The organism is Pediococcus acidilactici (assembly GCA_024970065.1).
Lineage (GTDB): Bacteria > Bacillota > Bacilli > Lactobacillales > Lactobacillaceae > Pediococcus > Pediococcus acidilactici_A.
In genome coordinates this window covers 1,000,135-1,024,369 of the sequence record CP103908.1, presented here as the reverse complement: position 1 = coordinate 1,024,369, position 24,235 = coordinate 1,000,135, and the positions used below count along the sequence as shown (strand labels likewise).

At 39.6% G+C, this 24,235-nt stretch carries 21 protein-coding genes and 1 riboswitch; of the genes, 12 read left to right on the top strand and 9 right to left on the bottom strand.

From position 1 onward, the window contains the following. Positions 1-43 precede the first annotated feature (43 nt). Complete coding sequence (gene yjeM / locus NYR25_04805; protein UWF32926.1) at positions 44-1,546, bottom strand: glutamate/gamma-aminobutyrate family transporter YjeM; 1,503 nt, start codon at positions 1,544-1,546, stop codon at positions 44-46. Between the two features lie 456 nt (positions 1,547-2,002). Here yjeM and folB point away from each other — a divergent pair, with 456 nt between their 5' ends. Genes folB through folP form a run of 6 tightly spaced genes read left to right on the top strand, consistent with a single transcriptional unit; the run spans position 2,003 to position 6,416 of the window. Further along, positions 2,003-2,344 (top strand): dihydroneopterin aldolase, encoded by a 342-nt coding sequence (gene folB / locus NYR25_04800; protein ID UWF34717.1) that lies wholly within the window; start codon positions 2,003-2,005, stop codon positions 2,342-2,344. Beyond that, positions 2,337-2,846: a 2-amino-4-hydroxy-6-hydroxymethyldihydropteridine diphosphokinase gene (gene folK, locus NYR25_04795; GenBank protein ID UWF32925.1), complete on the top strand. Its 510-nt coding sequence runs from the start codon at positions 2,337-2,339 to the stop codon at positions 2,844-2,846. The genes folB and folK overlap by 8 nt, the downstream gene beginning before the upstream one ends. After that, entirely contained in the window at positions 2,827-3,399 is a 573-nt protein-coding gene (gene folE, locus NYR25_04790) for a GTP cyclohydrolase I FolE (GenBank protein ID UWF32924.1), read from the top strand. Before folK ends, folE begins: the two co-directional genes overlap by 20 nt. Next, positions 3,392-4,696: a bifunctional folylpolyglutamate synthase/dihydrofolate synthase gene (locus NYR25_04785; protein ID UWF32923.1), complete on the top strand. Its 1,305-nt coding sequence runs from the start codon at positions 3,392-3,394 to the stop codon at positions 4,694-4,696. Before folE ends, NYR25_04785 begins: the two co-directional genes overlap by 8 nt. Beyond that, positions 4,677-5,273 carry a non-canonical purine NTP pyrophosphatase gene (locus NYR25_04780; protein ID UWF32922.1) on the top strand — a complete coding sequence of 199 codons (597 nt, stop codon included), beginning with the start codon at positions 4,677-4,679 and terminating at the stop codon, positions 5,271-5,273. The genes NYR25_04785 and NYR25_04780 overlap by 20 nt, the downstream gene beginning before the upstream one ends. Before the next feature lie 12 nt (positions 5,274-5,285). Beyond that, a complete protein-coding gene (folP, locus tag NYR25_04775) occupies positions 5,286-6,416 on the top strand; it encodes a dihydropteroate synthase (GenBank protein UWF32921.1) in 1,131 nt (376 codons plus the stop codon). A 675-nt stretch (positions 6,417-7,091) separates the two neighbouring features. On the opposite strand, the gene NYR25_04770 is transcribed toward folP, so the two are convergent. Both NYR25_04770 and NYR25_04765 read right to left on the bottom strand, forming a co-directional pair. Continuing rightward, a complete protein-coding gene (locus tag NYR25_04770) occupies positions 7,092-7,661 on the bottom strand; it encodes an NAD(P)H-dependent oxidoreductase (protein ID UWF32920.1) in 570 nt (189 codons plus the stop codon). 336 nt (positions 7,662-7,997) lie between these two features. Next, positions 7,998-9,173 (bottom strand): multidrug effflux MFS transporter, encoded by a 1,176-nt coding sequence (locus NYR25_04765; GenBank protein ID UWF32919.1) that lies wholly within the window; start codon positions 9,171-9,173, stop codon positions 7,998-8,000. A 428-nt stretch (positions 9,174-9,601) separates the two neighbouring features. Continuing rightward, positions 9,602-9,773, top strand: a riboswitch (M-box (ykoK) riboswitch). Between the two features lie 117 nt (positions 9,774-9,890). Between NYR25_04765 and mgtA the strand changes: the two genes are divergently transcribed. Further along, entirely contained in the window at positions 9,891-12,548 is a 2,658-nt protein-coding gene (gene mgtA / locus NYR25_04760; GenBank protein ID UWF32918.1) for a magnesium-translocating P-type ATPase, read from the top strand. Positions 12,549-12,626: 78 nt separating this feature from the next. Then, the gene (locus NYR25_04755) at positions 12,627-13,652 is read left to right on the top strand and encodes an LCP family protein (GenBank protein UWF32917.1); all 1,026 of its coding nucleotides are present in this window, start codon (positions 12,627-12,629) and stop codon (positions 13,650-13,652) included. Positions 13,653-14,095: 443 nt separating this feature from the next. On the opposite strand, the gene NYR25_04750 is transcribed toward NYR25_04755, so the two are convergent. Next, complete coding sequence (locus NYR25_04750) at positions 14,096-15,607, bottom strand: YfcC family protein (GenBank protein UWF32916.1); 1,512 nt, start codon at positions 15,605-15,607, stop codon at positions 14,096-14,098. A gap of 119 nt (positions 15,608-15,726) precedes the next feature. Beyond that, a complete protein-coding gene (locus NYR25_04745; GenBank protein ID UWF32915.1) occupies positions 15,727-16,002 on the bottom strand; it encodes a hypothetical protein in 276 nt (91 codons plus the stop codon). A 161-nt stretch (positions 16,003-16,163) separates the two neighbouring features. On the opposite strand from NYR25_04745, the gene NYR25_04740 reads away from it, so the two are divergent. Beyond that, positions 16,164-17,096, top strand: a complete 933-nt coding sequence (locus tag NYR25_04740) for a LacI family DNA-binding transcriptional regulator (GenBank protein UWF32914.1) — start codon at positions 16,164-16,166, stop codon at positions 17,094-17,096. 101 nt (positions 17,097-17,197) lie between these two features. Here NYR25_04740 and NYR25_04735 read toward each other — a convergent pair whose 3' ends face one another. Beyond that, entirely contained in the window at positions 17,198-17,554 is a 357-nt protein-coding gene (locus NYR25_04735) for a YisL family protein (GenBank protein UWF32913.1), read from the bottom strand. A 181-nt stretch (positions 17,555-17,735) separates the two neighbouring features. Here NYR25_04735 and NYR25_04730 point away from each other — a divergent pair, with 181 nt between their 5' ends. Beyond that, positions 17,736-18,137, top strand: a complete 402-nt coding sequence (locus tag NYR25_04730; protein ID UWF32912.1) for a CrcB family protein — start codon at positions 17,736-17,738, stop codon at positions 18,135-18,137. After that, entirely contained in the window at positions 18,137-18,487 is a 351-nt protein-coding gene (crcB, locus tag NYR25_04725) for a fluoride efflux transporter CrcB (GenBank protein UWF32911.1), read from the top strand. Before NYR25_04730 ends, crcB begins: the two co-directional genes overlap by 1 nt. Before the next feature lie 5 nt (positions 18,488-18,492). On the opposite strand, the gene NYR25_04720 is transcribed toward crcB, so the two are convergent. Beyond that, positions 18,493-19,356: a DegV family protein gene (locus NYR25_04720; protein ID UWF32910.1), complete on the bottom strand. Its 864-nt coding sequence runs from the start codon at positions 19,354-19,356 to the stop codon at positions 18,493-18,495. A gap of 85 nt (positions 19,357-19,441) precedes the next feature. Beyond that, positions 19,442-19,852 (bottom strand): transcriptional regulator, encoded by a 411-nt coding sequence (locus tag NYR25_04715; protein ID UWF32909.1) that lies wholly within the window; start codon positions 19,850-19,852, stop codon positions 19,442-19,444. A gap of 142 nt (positions 19,853-19,994) precedes the next feature. On the opposite strand from NYR25_04715, the gene NYR25_04710 reads away from it, so the two are divergent. Continuing rightward, entirely contained in the window at positions 19,995-21,710 is a 1,716-nt protein-coding gene (locus NYR25_04710; GenBank protein UWF32908.1) for an NFACT RNA binding domain-containing protein, read from the top strand. A gap of 61 nt (positions 21,711-21,771) precedes the next feature. Here NYR25_04710 and NYR25_04705 read toward each other — a convergent pair whose 3' ends face one another. Then, on the bottom strand, positions 21,772-24,234 hold the full coding sequence (locus NYR25_04705) for a carbamoyl-phosphate synthase large subunit (GenBank protein ID UWF32907.1): 2,463 nt from the start codon (positions 24,232-24,234) through the stop codon (positions 21,772-21,774). Between the last annotated feature and the right edge of the window lies 1 nt (position 24,235).

The window sequence follows — 24,235 nt, the reverse complement described above, 5'->3', positions numbered from 1 at the left end:
TCGTAAGTTTCAAGCAAATGCTTGAACTTACGATTTTTATTTATTAAATGTTCTTATTCTTTTCACGTCTAACCAAGAATGCCCAAGCAATTAGACCGAAGAATAGTGGTCCAGCCACCGTCCATAATCCGGTAAACAAGTCTCCGGAAATGAATGGTGAAATTGCGGTAAAGACAATTCCGACGCCGACGGTAATCAGTACGACCGTGACGATGGTTAACATCCAAGGCCGACTACGGTAAACTTCAAACGGCCGGTCAAGGTCTTTTTTAGCCTTGAAGAATGGGAATGCTCCTACTAAGAAAATGTATGGCAAAGTAGTAGAAACGTTACTCATTGAAGTCAACACATTGTAGAAGAAGGTTGCTTCTTTATGGGTAATGGAAGCTAGAATAGAAATTCCTGCGATAAATACACTAACCACGATTGCTTGTAACCACATTGAGTTAGCAGGCATTCCGTTTTTATTTAGTTCAGTCATTTTCTTTGGCCACAATTCTTTAGGTGAACCTAAGATAAATGATTTTAATGGAGAGTAGCTTAAAACGAAGAACGAACCAACGTAAGCTAACAACATACCTAAACCAGAGAATCTTGAGAACGCCGTTCCTAAGGCAACTGCACCCGAGCTACTCAAGCCCATTGCCTTACCTAATTCTAAACCTAAGTTCTGCATCATTACGTATGTAATGTTACCTAAGTTAGCTTTTTGTTCCAAAATTACGGTATGCCAGTTTGCTGAAACACCCCAGAGGAAGATTGCAAATGAGTAGCCAACCGCAATAACGATTCCACCAATCATAACGCCCTTAGGGAAGGTTTTTTCAGGCTTATCCAAACTATCAGTAATTCCACCCATAGATTCCAAACCACCGTAAGCAAAGATCGCGTAAATTACGAAGGAAATCATCGCGATGGGGTTCTGGAATTGAACGCTTGGCGATGTTGCAAAATCACTCAAGTGGTTAATTGGTTGCGCCAAGTGACCGTGGTTAGCGATTAAAATGAACACACTAGCTAATAGTAAGATTACGTTCATTGCCATTACGGCTAAACCACCTAATGAGGAAACCTTTGCTAAGGTATTAATTCCCCGAGAAGCAGCCCAAGTTACAAACACTACCCATAGAATGGCAAGCAACCCAATTGTCATGGTCGAATTCATCCCAAATAGTGACCAGCTGCCAGTAGTATCATGACCTGAGATAATGGTTGCCAAGGTGATCCAAATCTTTTGCGCAATCATTACCATCCAAATAATCCAAGAAGCTAACCACATAAACGTGGCGATGAAGGCCCATTTTTCACCAATTGATTGTTCCAACCAAGAGTAAAGGCCCCCCTTAGCTTCCTTAAACGTAGCCCCGTATTCCGCAAACATTAAGCCAGCGGGAATAAAGAATAAAATTGCACCTAAAATGTACCAAAAAATTGCTCCGTATCCCATTTGCTGGAAAGCAGTGGGGGTATTACCAAATCCAAAGATAGTGGTAAATATCATTAAAACTAAAGCGCCGAGCGATAGTTTTTTCTTTTGTTCACCCATATTGAATATCTTCTCCTAACTTTTCCTTTTATGAATAAAAATAAATTAAATATGAGTATAATTGTAGCAGAAAAAAAAGTCAATAGAATGTATGTAATTAAATTTTAATCTTTCGTGAACTAAAATCTAATTTTGCGGATACTTTTTTAATTTATACGGTTGGAATATGCCCGATTAATTAAAATTTGCTTATATAAGCTACCGCTAAAAAGGTTTTTAGTAGGTATTTTAAATGATTTATTGAACTAACATCTTCATCTGCCACTTTCTTTAGAGCGTTAACTAATAAAACGTATATGCTGGTCCCTTGATAAGGAGAAAATCATTAACTTAAATTTTTAGCCACAGCATCCCCAGAAGGCAACATAGTTTTTAGGGCCTATTTTTAATGGTATCATTATAGCTATTAACGAAGATTGGATGTGAGTTTTGTTGGGGAAGATTAGAATTAACAACATGCAGTTTTATACTTACAACGGTGTTTTACCGGAAGAAAAGAAGCTAGGACAAAAAATCGAGATTGATGCCGAGCTAACTTATCCAATTGAAGAACGGGTTAAACACGACGATTTAACCGAAACGGTTAGCTATTCGGCGGTTTATAAAACGATTGAAGAATTTGTTTCAACGCATAACTACGACCTGATTGAAAGTGTGGCTAATCATCTATTAAGATTGATTTTACGTGAGTACCCCAGTCTTCAGGCCGTGCGGTTGAAAATTAGAAAATATAGTGTTCCCATTAACGGGCATTTTGATAACGTAGAAATAGAAGTGAGTGGTCAGCAAAATGGTTAATACTGCTTATTTAAGTATTGGCAGCAACTTAGGGGATCGTGAAAACAATTTAAGGTTAGCAATTGAGAAGTTAAAACAAGTAGCCCAGGTTAGCCGACTTTCCCATATTTATGAAACTGAACCAGTGGGTGGTGTCAAACAAGATGACTTTCTTAACATGGCAATCCGGATCAAGACCCCTAAGAGTGCTGTCGAACTACTAAATGATTTACACGCCATTGAAAAGGCTTTAAAGCGTAAAAGGATTATCCACTGGGGACCGAGGACGATCGACTTAGATATTTTATTTTTCAATAACGACCATATATCCTCTCCAGAATTGACGATTCCCCACCCGGAAATCCCTAACCGGCGATTTGTTTTAATTCCAATGTTAGAAGTCAGTCAGGATGACCCGGAACTTCACCGGACAATCCAAGCTTTGCTTGACGTAACGCCGGACAATAATATGGTCAGAATATATAATTCAGGAAGTGAAGATATTGAACCTACCCAAAATTGAAAAAGCAGTTAGTGATTTATTAGAAGGGATTGGAGAAGACCCCCAACGAGAAGGCTTGGTGGAAACGCCTAAAAGAGTGGCAAAAGCTTATGCAGAGCTTTTTGCGGGGCTAAACCACCAGGCGACCGATTTTACCGATTATAAGATCTTCCACGTAGACGAAGAGCCCGAAATGGTTTTAGTTCAAAAGATTCCGTTTTATTCGGTATGTGAGCACCATCTGTTACCGTTTTTTGGTAACGTCGACGTCGCTTACGTCCCTAAGGATGGTAAGGTCATTGGCATTAGCAAAATCCCCCGGTTAGTTGACTTTGTTGTTAAACGGCCCGGCATGCAAGAAAAAGTAACTACCCAAATCAGCAGCGAATTAACTAAGATTTTAGATCCTCAAGGGGTCGCAGTCACCGTGTCAGCACGGCATTTATGTATGGAAATGCGTGGCATTAACCAATCAAACTTGTTTACCTATACTTCAAAAATGACCGGGGTATTTAAAAATGACCAAGCCTTACGGGCTAACTTTTTCCAACAGGTCGGACAACAAAATGCCTAAAATGACTTATGAAGACTTAATTCAAAAGCTAAATCATAATATGCTGGTTAGTTACCAAGAGCGCGTCCCGTTGCTAAAAACAGTCCTCGCAGCCCTAGGACATCCCGACTTAAATTATCGAATCATCCACTTAGCGGGGACCAATGGGAAGGGGTCTACAGGCGCCATGCTTGCAAAAAGCCTCGAAAACGCGGGCTACCGCGTGGGTCATTTTTCAAGCCCGGCAATGATTGACCAACGCGAACAAATTCAAATTAACGGCTCGATGATTGAAAAAGAAGCTTTTGTGGCTTTATACAAAAAAATCACGCAAAAACTTCCCCAAACTATCACACCGGCAAGTATTTCAATCTTTGAATGGTTTACGTTGATTATGTTGGAATATTTTGCTGAAAATGGTGTGGAGTGGGCAATTATCGAAGCAGGACTCGGCGGTGCAAATGACGCAACCAACATTATTGAACATCCCGCAGCGGTCGTTTTCACCCACATTGATTACGACCACGTACAAATTTTAGGTGATACCCTAGAACAAATTGCGCAAAATAAGGCGGGAATTATCAAAAAAGGTGCGCCAGTCTTTATCGCTCCCAAACAAACCCAGCAGGTACGCGTAACCCTTGAGAAAGTGGCAGCCCAAAAACGTGCTACCTCAGTAACCCAAGCAGCTCCGGGAACAATTCAAGTGATTAACCGTGCGGTAACTGGTTTCAAAGTCAATATTCATACCAAGACCACTACCATTGCAGAAACGGCGTTTAAATTGCTGGGCGATTACCAGATTGATAATTTAACGACCGTGGTAACGGTTTACGAATGGCTGTTTAATCAGCAAGTAATTAACGATTGGCAACCACTAATAGAAATGATGCAGCAAATTCAGATTCCGGGTAGATTTCAAGTTTTGCAACGGAATCCGTTGGTTATTTTAGACGGGGCTCATAACGTGGACGGCACTCAAGCCCTGATTAAGGGATTATCCAATTTGAACGCCAATCACAAATTATTTTTTATTTTAGGGTTCTTAAAAGACAAAGATTACTCAGGAATGTTGCACTTGTATGCTAAAACGGCCGATCGGATTTTTGCGGTTCAACCAGACAATCCATCCCGAGCACTACGTCCGACAACGATTCAGAGCATGTTAGGCAATAAAGTCGGGGGTAGTTATCGGAACCTACATACCGCTTTGCAACAGGCTTTGACATTAGCTGATGCAGATACGACCATTGTAGTTACCGGTTCGTTTTATTTGATCAAGGATCTGGAGGTACCGAATGTTTCCAATGCCAACTAACTTCATAATTGCTTCCAATAATAAAAATAAAACTAGGGAACTGATTCAGATTTTTGAATGGTTTGGGCAGCAGGCAATTTCTTACCAGTCTCTGATAGGGCGAGTTGACTTTCCGGCGGAAGGCACCACAAGTTATTATGAAAATGCACTTACCAAGGCCAACTGGATTGCTCAAAAACTTCCGGGAAAGTGGATCGTGGCTGACGATACTGGGATGATGTTAGAAGCGTGCCCCCAAAGTTTAGGAATCACTACTTCGCGAGATTTACACATGGACCAAACTACGGATTCGGCGTTAAACCAACAAATTTTAAAGATGGTTGCCAATCAAAGTAGGGCAGTAACCATGCAGTCTACTTTGGTGGCGGTAAACCAACCTCACGTCCTTAAGGCAACCGGGAAATTTGTTGGGCAAATTAGTGCCGAGCCCCGCGGAAACAATGGGAAAAGTTTTGATTTGATATTGGAAGTTCCGGGAAAAAACGCTACGCTAGCGGAACTGCCTAACGACGAAAAAATACCGCTACTGCACCGGGCAAAGGCGGTTCAGAATTTATTGAACAGCTACTTTATATAAAGGAAATCAGTCATGGAAATCTACGAACGGCATTTGCAATTTAGCAGTCAATTGGAAAATAAAATATGGGATGACCTACTTAACCGGCAGCGTAATTTAGCGTTAAAGGTAATTGCTGATGACACTACGAAGTTAAGGTTGTTAGCCAAACTATTAGACCAGATGGACTTAATTCATACAGTGGAGGGGCTGAAAGTAGACCTGCTTTTACCACGGGTTAACTTAGCCCTTTTTAAGAAAAAGTTGACGGAAATTTTTAATGACCCGAGTTTAGATCGACAAATCGACGAACTAAATCAAAAATATCGGGTACTTTGGCAAGCTGGTCGTTTTGAATTTAACCTTACTGAACGTCCCGTAATTTATGGGATTTTAAACGTCACTCCCGATTCTTTTTATGACGGCGGCTGGTACCAAAGCAAAACTGCAATCTTAAAACGGGTCACTGAAATGGTTAACGCCGGAGTAGACGTTATCGAAGTCGGTGGTCAAACTACTCGGCCAGGCTTTGTAGAAATCACCCCGGAAGAAGAGCTCAAACGAGTTACCCAGGTACTTGACCTAATTCAAAAGAACTTTAATCAAGTGGCGGTGGCAATTGATACTTACAAATACGCGGTAATGGAACGGGTGATCGATTATGTCGACATCATTAACGACGTCAACGCCTTTACCGATGATCACCGAAAGCTGGAACTGCTGCGTAATTCTAATGTTGGACTGCTAACGATGCACAGCGCGCGTAATAAAGATTACGATAACCTTACGGCAGAAATGAAGGCGTTCTTTGAAGAAAATATTGCTACGCTAGTTCAAAACGGAATTAATATTAATCGAATTGCGTTAGATCAGGGGATTGGTTACGCGAAAAAAGCGGATGGTTACCAAGACTACGCAATGATGAAAAACATCGACCAGTTTAATTACCTAAACCGGCCCATGATGATTGCCATTTCGAGAAAAGGGTTTGGGGCTAAATTGTTCGGGTTACCAAAAGAAGATCGGCTCCCGGTAACGCTGGTGGCTGAGGCATATATGTATCTGCATGGCGGCCGGATTCTGCGAGTCCACGACATTGCCGAAACGGTTCAACTAGCTAAAATGTTGGACGTCATCCAAAATGGGTATTGGTTTGGTAGTTAGCTTTAATCACACTAAATGATGAGTAATTGGATAAAAATCTTAAAAAGCTATTTCAGTGAGAGTGAGACAAAAGTTAGTTTGTTTCGCGCTCTTTTTTATTTAATAAAGCTGGGAAGATTTAAAAAGCAGAAGGGAATGTGATCAGCCGGAACAAAATGATATAATCGGATACGTAATTAAGTAGGGGATCTGCAACCCCCGAAAAATTACCGCCGTTTGAGTTTTTATATGGCACCCCTCAAAAAATCCAGAGGCGTGGAGGTGTCAGATATGAATAACTTGAAAGGGATTGTTAATGGCGTGGGCGCTTGCTTTCTACGTGGTATGCCGGGGCATTTTGCTTCTGGCTAAAGCTTACGAGATAATAAAAAAAGCTAATCACATTAAGTAATTAGCTCGCACATTAAAACCCATCGGCGTGGCAAGGGAGGCACCCCTTGCCTTTTCTATTATGATATCATCAATCAAAATAAAATCAAGCAAAGGGAGCGTGAGTTAAATGCCAGGTATCATTACCGGAGCTTTAATATTTTTAGGGCTATCTTATTTAGTATTTTTTGGCGCTCAGGTGTATTTTAAAGTTAAAACTGGTCACTGGAATAGGTAAGCATCGTTATAAATAGTAAAAAAAACAACCCCAGTCATTATTTCTAATGGCCAGGGCTGTTTTTATATTTAATCAAGTATTTTTTCTAAGAACGCAGTATGTTCTTCTGGAGATGCAGTTTCCACGTTTCCGAAATGCAGCCAGTTAACTTTATCAGGCGTGATCCCAACGGATCCTAGGGTACCGTTAATAAACAGTCCTTGAATTGGATCACCGCTAGCTTTTAAAATTTCCTTAGTCATGGAAGCCGTGGTAATGACGGTTACTTTCTTAATATTGGTTAAGAGTCCCGTCCAGGTGCCTTGCTCGTCGACTTGGTAAGCAAACTTTTTCAACATTACTTTGTCAAAGAAGCCCTTTAAGATTCCTGGCAGGTAGAACCACCAAATTGGGAAGATGAAGACCAATTCTGAAGAATCTTTGATCATTTTTTGATACTCTTTAACCTTTAGATAAGGAGTATCTCCAGCATTGAACATGCTCAGTTCTTCAGCGGAAAAAGTAGGGTTAAATTGATCCTTATACAAATCGATTACTTGGTAATCCTCATGTTTTTGGTCAAATTTCTTTTTCACATTTTCAAGAATTGCGTGATTAAAACTACCTTCCCAGGGATGTACGTAAATGATAGTTTTCATGAAATGTCGCCTTCCTTTTTGTTTATATCCTAAGTGTATCCCTTGAAAGCGTTTCATTCAATAGAGGGTATTGTTTTTATTTTATGTTCTAAATGTCAACTAGGCACTTTTTGTATAAAGTCTTAGAATCCAAAAATCATCTACCGTTTTAATCTAATATAAAAAGACCATCCCCGAACAATATCCAAAATTATAAGCCGTAAAAAGGACAACTTAGGAGCACGCAAGGTACTTACTAATTAATCCATTTGCTTAATAATTTGTATATCCTCAGTTGATGGTCTTTCATTAACCAAATTAATAGCTAATCATTATTATTTTTAAACGAATTAGGCTTTACTGATTATTAAACCTAAGCCAATAAACCAGGGTCATGATCCCAACTACTATAAGAATATAAATTGGTAAGGTGCCGACCCAGCCGGTGTGGAACATGCTAATTAGATAGGTTAGAAAACTAATCACGAGGTAATAAGCAAAGCTAAAAATTCCACTAGCCACCCCAATGATTTTTTCATAACCTACTAAAGCAAGGTTTAAGGAAAGGGGGAGTACAGTGTATAAACCTAAGAAAACAATAAAGGTACCAATAATAAATCCAATTATTGAATCTTGTAAAACTGTTAAGAACATAAATAGTCCGCCCAATAAAGAAAAAATCAAACCTAATTTAATAATCTTAGTGGGCGACCAGATTAAGACTAACTTGTTAACCATTATGGCACCAATAATGCTGGACAGGGCAATAATAATCCCTATGATTCCATATTGGACTGGTGAGAAACGAAAATGATCAATAAAAATAAACGGTGCTTCCGCGTAGAAACTAAATAAAATTCCGTTAATTCCGCTGATCAATAAACCATAGGCCAATACATTACGATCTGTAAAAAGACGCCGAACTACCGCAATCAAAGAAATTTTGGGCCCTTTCACACCGATTGCCGGATTGGTTTCTGGCAACCGCGCCCCGGTATAAATTATCAATGAAACTGCAATAACGATTAGCACACCAAAAACGCTTCGATAGCCAAAGTAAGTTTGGGCGTATCCACCAAGCAGTGGGCCAATAGCAGGGGAGAGGGCTAAGGCTGCGCCCACGTTTGCGAAAACCTTAGCTCCCTTACTTCCCGAGAAACTTTCTCGCATGATTGTTTGGGTCACTACCGAACCCACGCTAGCTCCGAAAGATTGGATCAATCTAAAGAAAATTATCGTTAGAAAATTAGGCGCAAAAAATAGTCCGACGTTGCCGACAAGGTAGACTAATAAGCCTTCTAACATTGCAGGTTTGCGGCCCTTAGTATCCGAACGCTTACCCCAAAATAATACCCCCACCGCAAAAGCAATAAAGTAAGTGCTCATTACTAACTGACCAGTCCGATCGGCTACATTTAAATTAGCGCTCAAGGCAGGGAGGACGGGAGTGAAGATGGATTCACTAATTTGTGGGAAGCCCACTAATGCGATGATAATCATTAAAGATGGAACTTGTTTTTGGACGTTTTTCATTTTTATACTTCCTTTATTTATTATTTTTTAAGAAAAACGTCCTAATTTAATTACTGTCACACATGAGATAAAGTCTTTATATTCGATTATTCAAACCTTCTTTCTACACTTATCTTCACGTTTTGCATATCTTTATTAGGGTAACAATTAATTATTTTACATGCAACAGTTGCCAGGTCCCGCGAGTGAACCTCTTGGAGAGCAGCTTTATAAAAACTAAAAAACATAATCAAAAAAGTGTTTTTTTAGTCAGTCTTTTTATATAATTTAGGCGGGATTTAGCAGGGAAGGCCCCCTTTCCCAAAATTATTACTATTAATAACCGTCAAGAAAAAAATATAAATAATTAGTTAAGTGTTTGGTTTGCATTAGTTTTATTTGCGAATATAAAGTATGATGAAACCATGACAGGGTACTCTGTTTTAATTGAATACATTTGTTAGGTGAGGCTCCTATACAAACATAGGCTACTGCCCAAAAATGTCGAGAGACACTAATGGGTAGAACAGGAATTGTCGAATTCAAGGCTTTTCTTAAGGTAGCTAAAATTGGAAAATTTTTACGTTGTATAGTGCTAAAGCTCAACGAATAGATCAGCGTTTACTTACTATAAACTAAATGCGGCTTTTTGCTGAGCTTCAGGGCAAAAAGTCGTTTTTTATTTGCCCTGAAGTCTCCACCTCAACAACTTTTATAGGTTTTTAAGGAGGGAGAAAAATGAGAAATGTAGGTAAAACCAATTTAAAACCCAATTACGAAAAGTTTGCTAAGGCAAGTATTCGTGAGTTGTTTAAAGATTTTGATATCACGACGACGGGCCTTAATCAAACCCAGGTTCAAAAAATGCGCAATAGATTTGGTCCTAATAGACTAACGGATAATGCCAAGAAATCAATTCTTAGTGCTATCTTAGGAGCTTACGTCACGCCGTTCACAATCGTTTTAGTTTGCATTGGCTTAGCGTCTTTTACTACCGACGTGGTTTTAGCTCCACCTGGGGAACGTAACTATTTGGGCAGTGGAATAATTTTTGGAATGGTAATTATAAGCGGAACGATGACCCTTATACAGTCATTACGATCTACAAAAGCCGTAGAACAACTAAAAACCATGATTAAATCCGTCACCAAAGTTAAAAGAGCGCACGGAACCCAAAAAATTCCAGTAGATCAAGTGGTTTGTGGGGATATCGTACGACTTTCTGTTGGAGACATGGTTCCTGCTGACATGCGATTAATTAAGTCGAAAGATTTATTGGTTTCTGAAGCATCACTCACCGGCGAAAGCTATCCAGTGGAAAAGAACCATTTGCAATCTAAAAAAACCGTCAAAAGCGAAACGGACTATGAAAATTTAGTTTTTATGGGAAGCTACGTTACTAACGGGCAAGCTGAAGGTCTGGTAATAGCGACTGGAAACCAAACTTTGTTCGGTGGGATTGCTCATTCGGCATCAGTTACGCCAACCGAAACTAATTTCGACCTAGGAATACGAAAAACTTCGTATCTATTTATAAAATTCACTGTAATAATGACTACCGTTATTTTCTTGATTAACGGACTAACCAAAGGGGATTGGCTAGAAGCGTTATTATTTGGTCTTTCAGTAGCAGTCGGACTTACCCCCGAAATGCTACCAATGATTGTTACTACCAATTTAGTTAAGGGAGCAACTAAAATGGCCAAAAGTGGAACGATTATTAAAAATTTAAAAGCCATTCAGAATTTAGGTGCGATTGACGTTTTATGTACGGATAAGACGGGTACGTTAACCCAAAATCAATTTGCCTTAAACCATTATTTAAATTGGCAAGGGACGACGGACGAGGAAACTTTAAAATGGGCGTATTTAAACAGTCGTTACCAAACTGGTTTTAACAATCCGTTAGATCAAGCCGTTATCAACGCAGCTATCCCGGAAGTTAAGGCTCAAGCAGCTAATTACCAAAAGATTGACGAAATTCCTTTCGATTTCGAACGTCGACGGATGACAGTTATCCTCAAAGATCAAGCTAAGCAACATTACGAATTAGTTACCAAAGGTGCGGTTGAAGAGATGCTTGAAATCACCAGCACAGTTTACGCTGCAGGCAAGTTAGTTCCGTTAACAAACGACGTTAAACATAAAATTTTACGGCAAGTTAGGCAACTAAACCAAGCTGGTTTGCGAGTAGTGGCGGTTGCTCATAAGCGGTTAGAAACCGCCCCGAACACTTGTTCTGTAAAAGATGAAACCAACCTGAGTTTTATTGGAATCCTTTCTTTCTTAGATGCTCCTAAGCCAACTGCTAAACAAGCCCTATCAGCTTTGAAGGCAAAGGGGATCACCATCAAAGTTTTGTCGGGGGATAATGCGATTGTCACTAAAGCGATCTGTCAGCAAGTCGGTTTAAGGATAACTGGTATAGTGAGCGGAGAAAATATTGGTCACTTAACCGACCAAAAACTAGGGAAGGTGGCCACCGAAAATAACGTTTTCGTAAAACTGACCCCGCAAAACAAACGGAGAATCATAAAAGCGTTGAGGGAAAATAAGCATACCGTGGGCTTTTTAGGCGACGGAATTAATGACGTCCCAGCAATTAAAGAGGCTGACGTTGGAATATCCGTCAATTCGGCCACGGACGTAGTAAAAGAAACCGCGGACGTAATTTTAACGGAAAGCGACTTAGTTATTTTGAAACATGGGATATTAATTGGCCGGGAAGTATTTGGCAACATCATGAAGTATATTAAAGCAACCGCGAGTTCTAACTTCGGGAACATGTTTTCCGTATTAATCGCAAGTATCTTCCTACCATTTTTACCGATGCTACCTCTGCAAATTCTTTTATTAAACTTCATTTATGACCTTTCCTGTATGTCAGTTCCTTGGGACACGATGGATAAAGACTATTTACAAAAGCCTAAAAAATGGCGGGTTAACAGCATTGGCAAATTTATGGTTTGGTTTGGTCCAACTAGCTCCATTTTTGATATTACCACCTATTTACTAATGTTTTTCGTGATTGGACCCGCAATTGTGGGCGGTGATTTTACAAGTTTAACGCACACAAATCAGATTTATTTCATCGCACTTTTCCAAAGTGGATGGTTTATCGAATCACTCTGGTCCCAGACCATGGTTTTACACGCACTAAGAACTGATAAAATTCCTTTCGTTCAAAGTAGCGCTTCGGCCACTTTAACGATCGTAACTAGCTTGGGCATGGTCGTTGGAACCATTATTCCATTCACTCCAATCGGCAAAGCACTAGGCTTAACTGCTGTCCCAGGTAGCTACTGGATTTGGTTAATAGCAACCATTTTTAGCTATCTTTTGCTCGCTACAATCGTTAAATCAGTTTATATCCATCGTTATAAGAATTTTATCTAACGGGCAACACCTAAGCTTTAATCTGATGAATCGATTCAAAGATGGTTTAGTTTTCCTAAGAACAGGAGGGAAAATACTATGAGAACGAAAAAAGCATTTATTTATGCAGGGTCAATCGTACTAACAATTTTAGTGGTGGGAATTTTACTTTTTAAATTTTACGAATATAAAGCGTTTAAAACCATAAAAACGAGCTCTTTTTCGGTATCTAATAAAATTAACCGGCGTAAGCCGATTTCTGTGCTGTTATTAGGTGTCGACACGGGCTCTGATGGACGGATTGACCGAGGGTTATCCGATTCGATGATGATTACAACGTTAAATCCGCAAACTAAACAAACGCTAATTTACTCAATTCCAAGAGATTCATTAGCCGAAATTAAAACTAATGGTACTAAGAAGGACGTTCAGAAAATTAATGCAGCTTATGAAATCGGTAAAGCCCCAATTGCTAAGAAAACTGTTAGCGCTTTTTTAGGTGTTCCGCTTGATTATAGCGTAACCATTGATATGGGAGCTTTAAAAGATTTAGTTGATTTTGTGGGTGGGGTAACCGTTAAAACTGATATTGACGTTAGTTTTGATGGCCAAACAATTCCCAAAGGTACCCATCATTTAAACGGTAAAGAAGCCTTAGCTTATACCAGGATGCGCTACCAAGATCCGCGTGGTGATTATGGCCGTCAACTACGCCAGCAAGAAGTTTTAATGCAAATCGTGCATAAATTACAGGCTCCGCAATATATGCTAAGGATACCGTCTTTAATGAATAAGTTAGGCTCACACATTAGTACTGATTTAACTACGCAGCAAATCGAGAAGTTAATTAAGCATTATCACCAATGTACGAAACACGTGGTAACAAAACAATTAATCGGTCGCGAAGCATGGATCAACGGAAGCTCTTACCAAGTAATTGCCACCAGCAACTTGCAAATGGCTTCAAACCAGCTCCGAAAAACACTTGGACTAACGTCGAAAAAGTTAAACAATACAGAGACAAGGCTGAATGCTTTAAACAAGGATTATTTTAGTGATCCTAACAGTACCATGTACGATACTGCAGGATTGGATACCACTTACTATACGGACAATACTTATTAGTATAGTGGTTGGTGTGGAACTAGTACTGAAACAACGTTCATAAACTTAAATAGAAAATCTATGGCGACTTACGGCACGAACAAAACGCCGTTAGCAACGACCATAGATTTTTTGTTTTTTACAAATATTCTTCATAATTAAATTCTAGGTCTACTTTGTATAATATATATTATGTAAACTAGAAAAAGAAAATTAGTCTATAGCGATTCATTTACAACTTTATCTACCTCCCTCTTACTTTTGATAACGTTTTGCCGAATTAGCTAATTGCTCCTCAAACAGTTTTACTTTTCTTATGTGTAATTTATTTAAAATCCTTAAATTTACCAATTAACGATGGTCGTAGCTCTTCAAACACTATTGCAATATAAAAAACACGTACTTACCAGTGCACAATTTGATTCACTGATAAAGTACGTGTTTTTTATTTAATTAAGATAACTTTAGATAATTGCTAGTACTGCTAAATATACACACGTGGCGATCAATAAAACGACCATTAATTTAGCCATCCATTTCCACCAAATTGTAATGTTAACATGTGCGATTCCTAGCGCACCAACTACGATTCCAGACGTTGGCGTAATCAAGTTTACCCAGCCGGATGCTGCTTGAAACGCAGTTACTACGGTACTTTCAGCAACGTGGGCAAAGTTTGCCATTGGACCTAAGATACCCATCGTTGCGGATGCTAATCCAGAAGTCGACGGAATTAGGAATGACATTGGGATGTAGAACAAGTAGGTTAAAATAATGAAAACGGTCTTAGGTAACGACTTGAGCCCCATTTCGCCCCAATGAAGGACGGTATCCGTAATTGCAGCGTCGTTCATGATAACTTGAATCCCCCGCGCAACCGCCACAATGATTGCTACGCTTAATAACTCGCTCATTCCATTCATAAAAGCTTCAATAAATTCGCTTTCCTTCATGTGGGTCACAAACATAATTACAACCGCCATCACGATGAAAAGCATGGTGATTTCATTGAAGTACCAGCTCCCAAACGGAACGATGTCCGTTCCGAGCAGCTTACCAATAAATGGAATGCCAGTTAGCCATTTTACCGATTGATCCCAGAAAGTGAAGTTCGGGTTAATTGAACTCCATGGAATTAAGGCGATTATCATAATCACGAAGGTTAAACAGAAAATGAAGAGAACTCGTTTTTGTGCTTTGGTTAATTGCTCGGTTTCCGCAGCTTTACTTTCGTCAAATCCTTGCAAAAAGCGTTTTTGATCCGCCTCTCGTTGTCCGTAAACCAAAGATTTAGTAGGATCCTTTTTAATTTTAGTAGCGTAGCGGTAAACAAACGTAATACTAATCACGTCGAATAAAACTAACAAAAGAATCCGGGAAAATAATCCGTCTCCCATCGAAATATTAATCGTTTGAGAAGCAACTCCCGTAGCAAACGGGTTAACTGTTGAAGCTAAACACCCAATTTGGGTCCCAATTAACGCAATCCCAACGGCAGTAAGCGAATCAAAGCCTACCTTCATCATCACCGGAATTAGTAAGGGATAAAACGCAATCGTCTCTTCCCCCATGCCAAAAGTTGTTCCACCAAGGGAAAATAGGATCATTAGAATAATAATGAGTGCTTTTTCTCGCCCCTGTAACTTATAGACGATTTGATTAATCCCCTTATCTAAGGCCTCGGTTTTATTAACAACTCCTAGAAATCCTCCGATTACCAAGATAAATAACGAAATTGAAATGGCGCCATCAGTATATTTGTTTCCAATCATTCCAATAATGGGTGCCATACAAATATCCCAAATTCCTTGCGGACGGTATCCAGTTTGCTGGTAAGTTCCAGCAATAATGCGCCCGGCTTTATCCATCGCGTAGTGACCACTAGGAATAAACCACGTTAAAATACCAATCATAATAATAATAAATACTAAAACGGTATACGCGGATGGCATTTTGAACTTAAACTTTTTGCTCATTGTCATCTCATCACCTTTCATTCAAATTGAACTTTACAGTACCTAGAATGATGATAAGTTTTTTTGAGCAAAAAAACAATTATTAGCCTACAAATTATAGCCTTTCAAGTGTATTAACTTTAAAGTTTAACTAAAATGTCTTTGAATTGTTTTCGGAGGTATTCACCAATTCCCAGGCCATTTTCAAAGAATTTTAACTGATTTCCCTGGTAATTAAACGAATATACTTTAGTTCCTAAAAAGTCACTTTCGGCAACGTAAATGATATCGCTCAACTTTATCGAACAATTAAATTTACTAGTGCTTGAGATAATTAAATAGCCATCCTGACATTTAAGGTTAGCGTAATACATTTGCCGGTGACTCCCCGCAATTATTTCAAAATAGGTATACATATAAACCTCCCCTTTCACCTTAAATTTTAAGGGAGGAAATCGGTTCCACAGCAAGCTCTGCGCCCTTTTTTCAAAATGGAACGGGTTCCTTTTCGCCTAATTTGTTATGAAACGCGTTTCATATATTAAAATAGACTTATCAGGGTTAGGAGATGGACCACATGACCAACATCAGAGACATTGCCAAAAAATCTGGATACTCGGCATCCACCGTTTCCCGGTTTCTTAATCAAACCGGTTACGTATCTCAATCAGCAAAGCAGGCTATCCAACAGGTGATTGACGAGCTAGACTACGTACCTAACGCTCTTGCCCGGGATTTAAGCAAGGGCAAGTCAAACACGATTGGCATCGTAATCCCAGAAATGCAGCATCCTTTTTTTACAGAATTAATTAATGGAATCATGGACACCGCTTTTGCCGCGGACTACCACGTTTCTGTTTTAGAATCACACTACGATGAACAACTTGAAATAAAATACTTAGAAAAATTGCACCGAAAAGCTTTTGATGCCCTCATTTTCACTTCGCATAAGCTACCGTTGGCTCGTTTAGCAACTTATCAAAAGTATGGCCCGGTCATTTGTTGTGAAGACCCGGGGATTACTAATATCGCGGCAGCCTATGTTTTACGGCAAAAAACTTACATAGCCGCCTTCAAATGGATTAAAAAAAATCAGTACACTAAAATCGCGATTACCTTAAGCCGTTCTTACCAACTGAGTGCGACTAGCAAGGTAACTTTACAAGCTTATCGGGACGTTTTCGGTGCTTTTCCAGATGATCAACTGATTTTTGCCGGGGTAGATAGCCACCCAGTTGCATATCAAGCCGCTGCTAGAATTGCTCAGTTACAACCCGACTTCATTTTTGGCAATATTGATGACGTAGTCGCCGGTGTTTATCAATACTACGTGGATAACCGCATAGCACTGCCGAAAATGATGGGACAAGAAAACCAAATCTCAGGGAAGCTCTTAAAAATTTCCACTATTGATCACCACCTTCGTCAGTTGGGACAAGCAGCAGGCCGCCTTGCTATTTCAGGAGAAGTCCGTCAAATCGCAATTGAATCTGACTTAATCATTCGCTGAAAGCTTAAAATTATAAAATACAACACAAAAAAACAGGCTGCACACTACCAGCCTGTTTTTTGATCGTATGTTGCTTAAAGATGACTTTATGTAAAATTTGATTAACCATAAAAGTACTGAATCACCACGGCAAGCAATGACGTGAGTGAAAATGCAAAGATAAGTAAAATTACAAAACTACTTTTAAAGCCACGTTTATTTCGTTTATAGGTCAATAAGAAGTCGAATAAACCAATGGTAATAATTTCTAAAATAAATTGTACCCACACTAATAATGGTGACATGGCAACCGTATGAACCACGTTAAATAGGCCCGTAAAAATAGCGAAAATGTATAACACTCGCGAACTGTACTGTGCAATTAGAGTCTGTTGGAATTGATCAATTGTTAATCCGTACGCACAAATCATTCCGATTAGAATCCACACAATACTATGAAGAAATTCAATTGTTGACATGCAAAGTAACCCCTTTAATTTTAAGCTTACTCAAGTAGTTTAGCATAGATGAACCTATGAGGTAGATACGAGTGCTTAAATGTAACCATACTGAAATCTTATTTACCGCTATGCCGAAGTCTTAATTTATGATACTTTATTTAAAGTTGCTTATTTTTATTTGAAAGGAATTGAAATAAAGTTGTTTAAGACAAGTATTAGCGTAGCATTCTTTGGTGCCGTTGGTGGGGGCCTTCGGATGCTTTTACAATCTGTCTTTCAAAGCAGTGCCTCGACTTTTCCGTTTGATCTAATAATCATTAATCTTTTAGGTTCTTTCTTGCTAGGTGTTTTAACGGGTGGGTTATTAACTGCATTGGAAACTTCAGATTTCATTAACGTCGGCCTCACCACCGGGTTAATGGGTGGATTTACAACGTTTTCCACGTTTATCCTCTCTTCAGACAAATATCTGATACATCACCAATGGCTGAATGGCGGTAGTTTCTTGGTTCTCTCCGTTTTTTTAGGGATACTCTGCGCTTTTGTTGGCCAAGCTAGTGGAAAACAAATTCTTCATCATTATCGAAAGGATTGGGAATAATGAATTTATTAATTGTTAGCATTGGCAGTGCCCTAGGCGCTCTTTTTCGCTTTTGGACCACTACCTTTATCAACCGAAAAACTCTTTCAAAAAGCTTTCCCTGGTCCACCTTTATAATTAACATGCTCGCTTGCTTTGGAATTGGTTATCTGACCACCGTAATTGCTAATCCCCTCGTTCAAGTGCTGTTAATTAGTGGCGTGTTAGGCGGATTTTCGACCTTTTCGACCTTTGCTAATGAGGTAGTTACCCTTTTCAAGCAACCAAATACCAAAAAACTCGCGATGCTTTACGCACTCACGAGTTTACTAGGCGGATTATTTTTGGCAGCCCTTGGCAGCCAACTTTGATCCGTTTATTTTTTTGTATAATCAATTAACCAAGCTAAAGCAATGGCCTTTTCTCCCAAATGGGTTCCAATAACGGGGCCAAAATAAGAAATATCAATTGGCAAGCTCGGATACTTTTCTTTTAAACTTTCCCGCCATTTGATTGCACCTTTTTCATCATTAGCGTGGATCACTACGGCACGCAATGGGTAATCAACGGATTTATAGGCTTCCGCAAATAATTTTTCTACCCGTGCCATCGCTTTTTTACGAGACCGGACCTTTTCAAAGGCCACGATTTCATGCTTATCATTAAAAGTCAAAATTGGCTTAATTTTCAATAGACTTCCCACGAACGCCGACGCATTTGAAAGTCGTCCACCGCGAACTAAATTTTGTAAGTCGTCCACCACAAAGTATTCGTCGAAGGTGGAACGCAAGAAATCTAGCCGGGCAATGATGTCATCAATTTCAGCATCTTCCTTTGCCATCCGTGCAGCTTCTAACGCTAAAACTCCCATTAAGCGGATGGTTAACTGTGAATCATATACTACTAAGTTAACCCCGTCGATGGTGCCTTCTAAGCTCTTCAAACTGGCTACTAAACCAGAAATTGTGCTAGCTAAGTGGATACTAATAATATTTTGATAACCTTGCTTAGCTAAGTTTTGATACAACTCAATCATTTCGCCAAGTGGTGGCTGAGATGTGCTAGGAAACGATTGTGAGGTCCGAAGACGTTCATAAAATTCCTCAGTAGTGATATCAACGCCTTCCTTGTAGCTTTTACCGTCAATAATTACTGGGATTGGTACAACGGTGATATTATTTTCTTCAATTTCCTTATCCGTTAAATAACAAGTACTATCAGTAACAATAGCTGTTTTCATTAGTACACCTACTTCATTTAAAATCCATAACAATCACTATACCATAATTCTTGGCTGAATGCTCTCATAACTTAATAGAATAACCCTATTTTAACGCGTTTTTTAATACCCGGTTAATTAAGATTTGAAACATGGCAGATTCCTCTTCGCTCCAGTTATCAAAAAGCCGTTGATCGAACTTGGCCATCTGCTGATTAACATAGGATTTTAAGGTACTACCCTTATCAGTAATTGTAAAAGTACTTTTACGTTGGTCAGAATCGTTACTGTGCTTCTGTAAAAAATTATGCTGAGCGGCGTGTTTCAATTGCCGACTAACGGTCGACTTATCTAGGCCGCTCAATTCAACCAAATTCAAAGTCGTTAAGCGAGCGTCATTAACATAATTAACCATCTTCCAATCTGCAATGGTTCCCGCCATTTCACTACAGTATTTTTTTAGATAACTATTACGAATATGAGCAATTTCTTCTAGAGCAGTTAAACTTGCTTTCATGAGCGATCCTCTCCTTCATTACCCTTTATTTGTATTATACAACTTTATTTGTTGTATGATACAAATAAGCAATTCTTTGCAACTAAAATCTATAAACGGTATACTTGGAATTAGTAACTAATTATTAGAAGGGACTGATTACATGGCTTTTGATGGTTTATTTACCCATGCCATGGTTAATGAATTGCGCAGCCTTGAAAGTGGCCGCGTTGCCAAAATTTACCAACCTTATCAAAGTGAACTTGTGCTCACTATTCGAGCAAACCGAAAGAACGTTCCTTTACTGATCTCTTCACACCCTAATTATGCGCGTGTTCAGGTGACCAACCAAGCCCTCTCTAATCCAGCGACTCCAAGTAATTTTGTGATGAGCTTGCGAAAACATTTGGAAGGGGCGATTTTAAAATCAGTTAACCAGCTAGATAACGACCGGATTATTAACTTCTCCTTCTCCCACCGAAACGATATTGGTGATGAAGAAGACGTAATCTTGTCAGTTGAAATCATGGGTCGCCGGAGCAACGTGATTTTATATCTGGGCGATTCACGAAAAATTATTGATACGATTAAACACATTTCCGCTGATCAAAACCGGTACCGGATGCTAATCCCCGGAGCGCAGTACATTACCCCGCCCGCTCAAGATTTATTGAATCCGTTTGATAATGTAGCTCACCCCGTCTGGAAAGACTTATTACGGGATTACCCAAATTATGAAGTTTTAGCCAAGCAAATTCAAGCTACTTTTCAAGGATTTGGTAAGGAAAGCGCGTTAGAGTTAGCTTACCGGCTAATTAATGGTCAAGACCATCAAAGGGTTGTTAGTGGCTTTCTTAAGGAATTTAACGATAATCCTCAAGGCTTTATTTACGAGTCTAAAGCCGCAAAATTGACCTACTCTGCAGCTCAACCAACGTTAACTGCTGATCAATCGAATCTTCAAAGCTTCGACAGTCTTTCAACGATGTTGGACCGCTATTATTTCGAAAAAGTTCAACGTGACCGCGTTCAACAACGGGGCCACCAACTAATCCGGGTGGTACGTAACGAACTAAAAAAGAATCGTAAAAAACTAAAAAAACTTCAAAGTACTTTGGCCCAAACCCAATATGCGGATGGTTACCGTGTAAAAGGAGAAGTTCTGACTACCTACTTAAGTCAAGTTAAACGGGGCATGACCTCTGTAGAACTGCCAAATTTTTATGATCAAAACCGGCCCATCACAATTAAATTGTCAAATCAATTATCACCATCGCAAAATGCTCAAAAGTATTTCAAGAAGTATCAGAAGGAAAAGAACGCTGTTAAATACGTTAGCGAACAGATTGAGCAAACTGAAAGTGAAATTGCCTTTCTCGACAATATTGAAACACAAATTGACTTAGCTAAACCAGAAGATTTGGCTGAAATTAAAATCGAGTTGGAAAACGAAGGTTATCTTCGTAAGCAAAAGAATCCAAAGCGGCGCGTCAAAAACGTCATTAGTAAACCAGAACAATTTATCTCTAGCGACCAAACCCAAATTTTAGTGGGTAAAAATGACGCCCAGAACGATCGTTTAACACTTAAAACTGCTAAAAAAGATTACTATTGGTTGCACGCTAAAGATATTCCTGGGTCTCACGTTATCGTCGAAAGTAACCACCCTTCAGAGCAAACATTGTTGGAAGCTGCCACAATAGCTGCGTACTACTCAAAAGGGAAAAATTCGGCTAACGTTCCCGTTGATTACGTACCAGTGAAAAACATTCGCAAGCCTAATGGAGCTAAACCCGGGTTCGTAATTTACGAAGGACAACGCACTCTAAAAGTTACGCCGCAAATTACCCTTGTCCAAAAATTGATGCACCAAAAATAGTTCAAAAAAACTGTCATGTAAGTCAACCAATTGACTACTATGACAGTTTTTTTTTGAAGTTTTAGTCCTTTTTAGCTTGCTCTAACTTGGCACCGATTGCCAAAGAATAAGGTGCCTTTTGGGGCTGTGGTAAGCCAAATTGTTTGTATGGATAAACGTGCTCATAATGATAACTAGCGTGTTGAACCGGTCGATCTTTAATTTGATACGTGCCGGTAAGCGTAATTTCCGTAATCATTCCCGCAAAATCTTGGTTAAACGCCAGTGATAAGAATGGTAGATCCTGGATTGCCACCGGTACACAACTGATGACTTTTAGGATATTGGCTTCCTTTTTTAACATTACCGAAAAGATGCCGTCATGCCGAATTTGGCGTGCCTCTTCGTCAATCGCGGACGTATCTAACTGGGGCTCCACAGCAGGATTTTCGTCAAAACTAAATAAACGGCTTTGATCCACCCCAATGATTCCAAACAGGTGTGTCTTCCCATTAATTTTGCTAATTACGGCCATGTAATCAGCACCGATATTTTCGGACCGAGTTGTCCGGCTTAACGGAATCTGTGCAATTTTAATATTTTGCTCAGTTAATTGGGTAACAATTTGCCATTTCCCTTGGGCAAGTACCTTATCAGGTTTCTCGCGATGAATAATGTTCAAACAATTTTCCACGGTTAACGGCTCTAAATAAACTTTATCCGCTAATTGCTGGTTAAAAGTGACGGCGTTAGGGTTATTGTTAATTAAAATTACCTTGTACCCCAATGCTTTACAGCGACGTAAAGTTTGGAAAGTCGTGTATTCTGCAGCGCTGTTGGTTCCCACCTGACTATTTGCAGTTCCCAAAACTAGTACTTTCTTACCAGAAATTTGGACGACTTCGTCTTCATCTTCGAAAGTCGAATAGTAAGTGTTAGTAAGGTATGGAAATTCACCAGCAGTCGGCTCAACCCCCTTATAGGTAGGAAAAACTTTTGCCATTTCAGTACGAAATTTGCGCACTTCACTTGGCGTTACCTGCCAGAGGTGAGCAATCTGCGTATCCCCAAAACCAAAGTACTTTGCTTCACGCAAGGCATCGGCGTCAAAATGGTGCGCCTTTAGCCGATTTTCCACCTTAATTAGATGTTGTAACTTGTGAAAGTAAAAGGCATCAATGTGGGTCATTTCTGCGAGCTCATCTACGGTGTACCCGCGTCGTAAAGCCTCTAGTAGATAATAGACTTCTCCCGCGCGTTCATGAATTAACACGTTAATTAACTGGGCTTCACTTAACTGAGACTCGTCAAGCGCCGCTTGTTCTGCGGCCGTGGTTGAGTCAACGGAGCGAATCGCTTTTTGAAGCGCTTCTTCCGCGCTTCTTCCAAAGGCCATTACGGCTCCGGTAGACTTCATTTTCGTATTTAGTTCTTGATCCGCGTTTTTAAAACTAGCAAATGACCACGTTGGGAAACGTACGGCAATGTGGTCAAGCGTAGGTTCAATCAATGTTAATGCATCATGCTTCTGTACGCCAGTAAGTTCGATTTCACGCAGGTTCTTGCCTAGTAAAATCTCAGCAACCACCGTGGCAACTGGATAACCGGTTGCCCGTGCGGCAAATGCCGTAGTGCGATCAAAGAACGGGTTGATTCTAGTTACAAAGTATTTTCCATTGGTAGGGTCAAGTGCATATTGAACGTGACACACACCCTTAATTTTTAATACTTCGGTAATTTTTAATGCTGACGCGCGTAGTTCCTGAAATTCAGTATCGGTCAACGTTTGGGTAGGACTAAAGATAATCGAATCCCCTGAATGGACCCCAATTGGATTGAGATCCTCCGCACCATTAATGAGTAATTTCGACCCTTCCGCGTCCCGAATGGCGGTCATTTCAATTTCTTTATAGCCCACCACACTCTTTTCTACGGCAACCTGGTTAGTTGTAGACACTTTAAAAGCCGTTTCCAGCACTTCTTGTAGCTGGTGTTCATTATCGCATTTAATCCGGTTGGTTTTAGTTAAAGAAGCAATTGGCTTAATTAACACTGGGAAACCCACTCGCTTAGCAAACATTACTGCGCTTTTTTCTTTTTCTACCACCGTGGTTGGGATAATTGGTTCCTTAATGTGTCGCAAAACTTTATTCATTAACTCAGGGTTATTGATGTTATGGATGGTGGTAGTGGTAACTCCCATAGTCCGAATATTAAGCTCTTTTAAAATTCCGGACTCATTTAGCTGCTCTGCCAGTTGTAAACCGCCGGTATTGCCCACTACGGGCAAAATAACATCAATTTCATGTTCCCGAAGAATTTGGATTAAATTATTTACCGTTAGTTCAGTAACGATAAAGTTGATTGGTACGTCTAATTGTGGTATCACGGAGTTAGCATCGTTAGTGACGTAAAAAAGGTTACGTCCCTTTTTTGCAAAAATTTCTACAATTTGTGCTGCTGCAGCTTCACTTTCCGTATCTCGACCAATTTGAGTTGGTCCATTGCCAATAATTAAAACATTTCTTGCGTGAAATCTAGCCAAC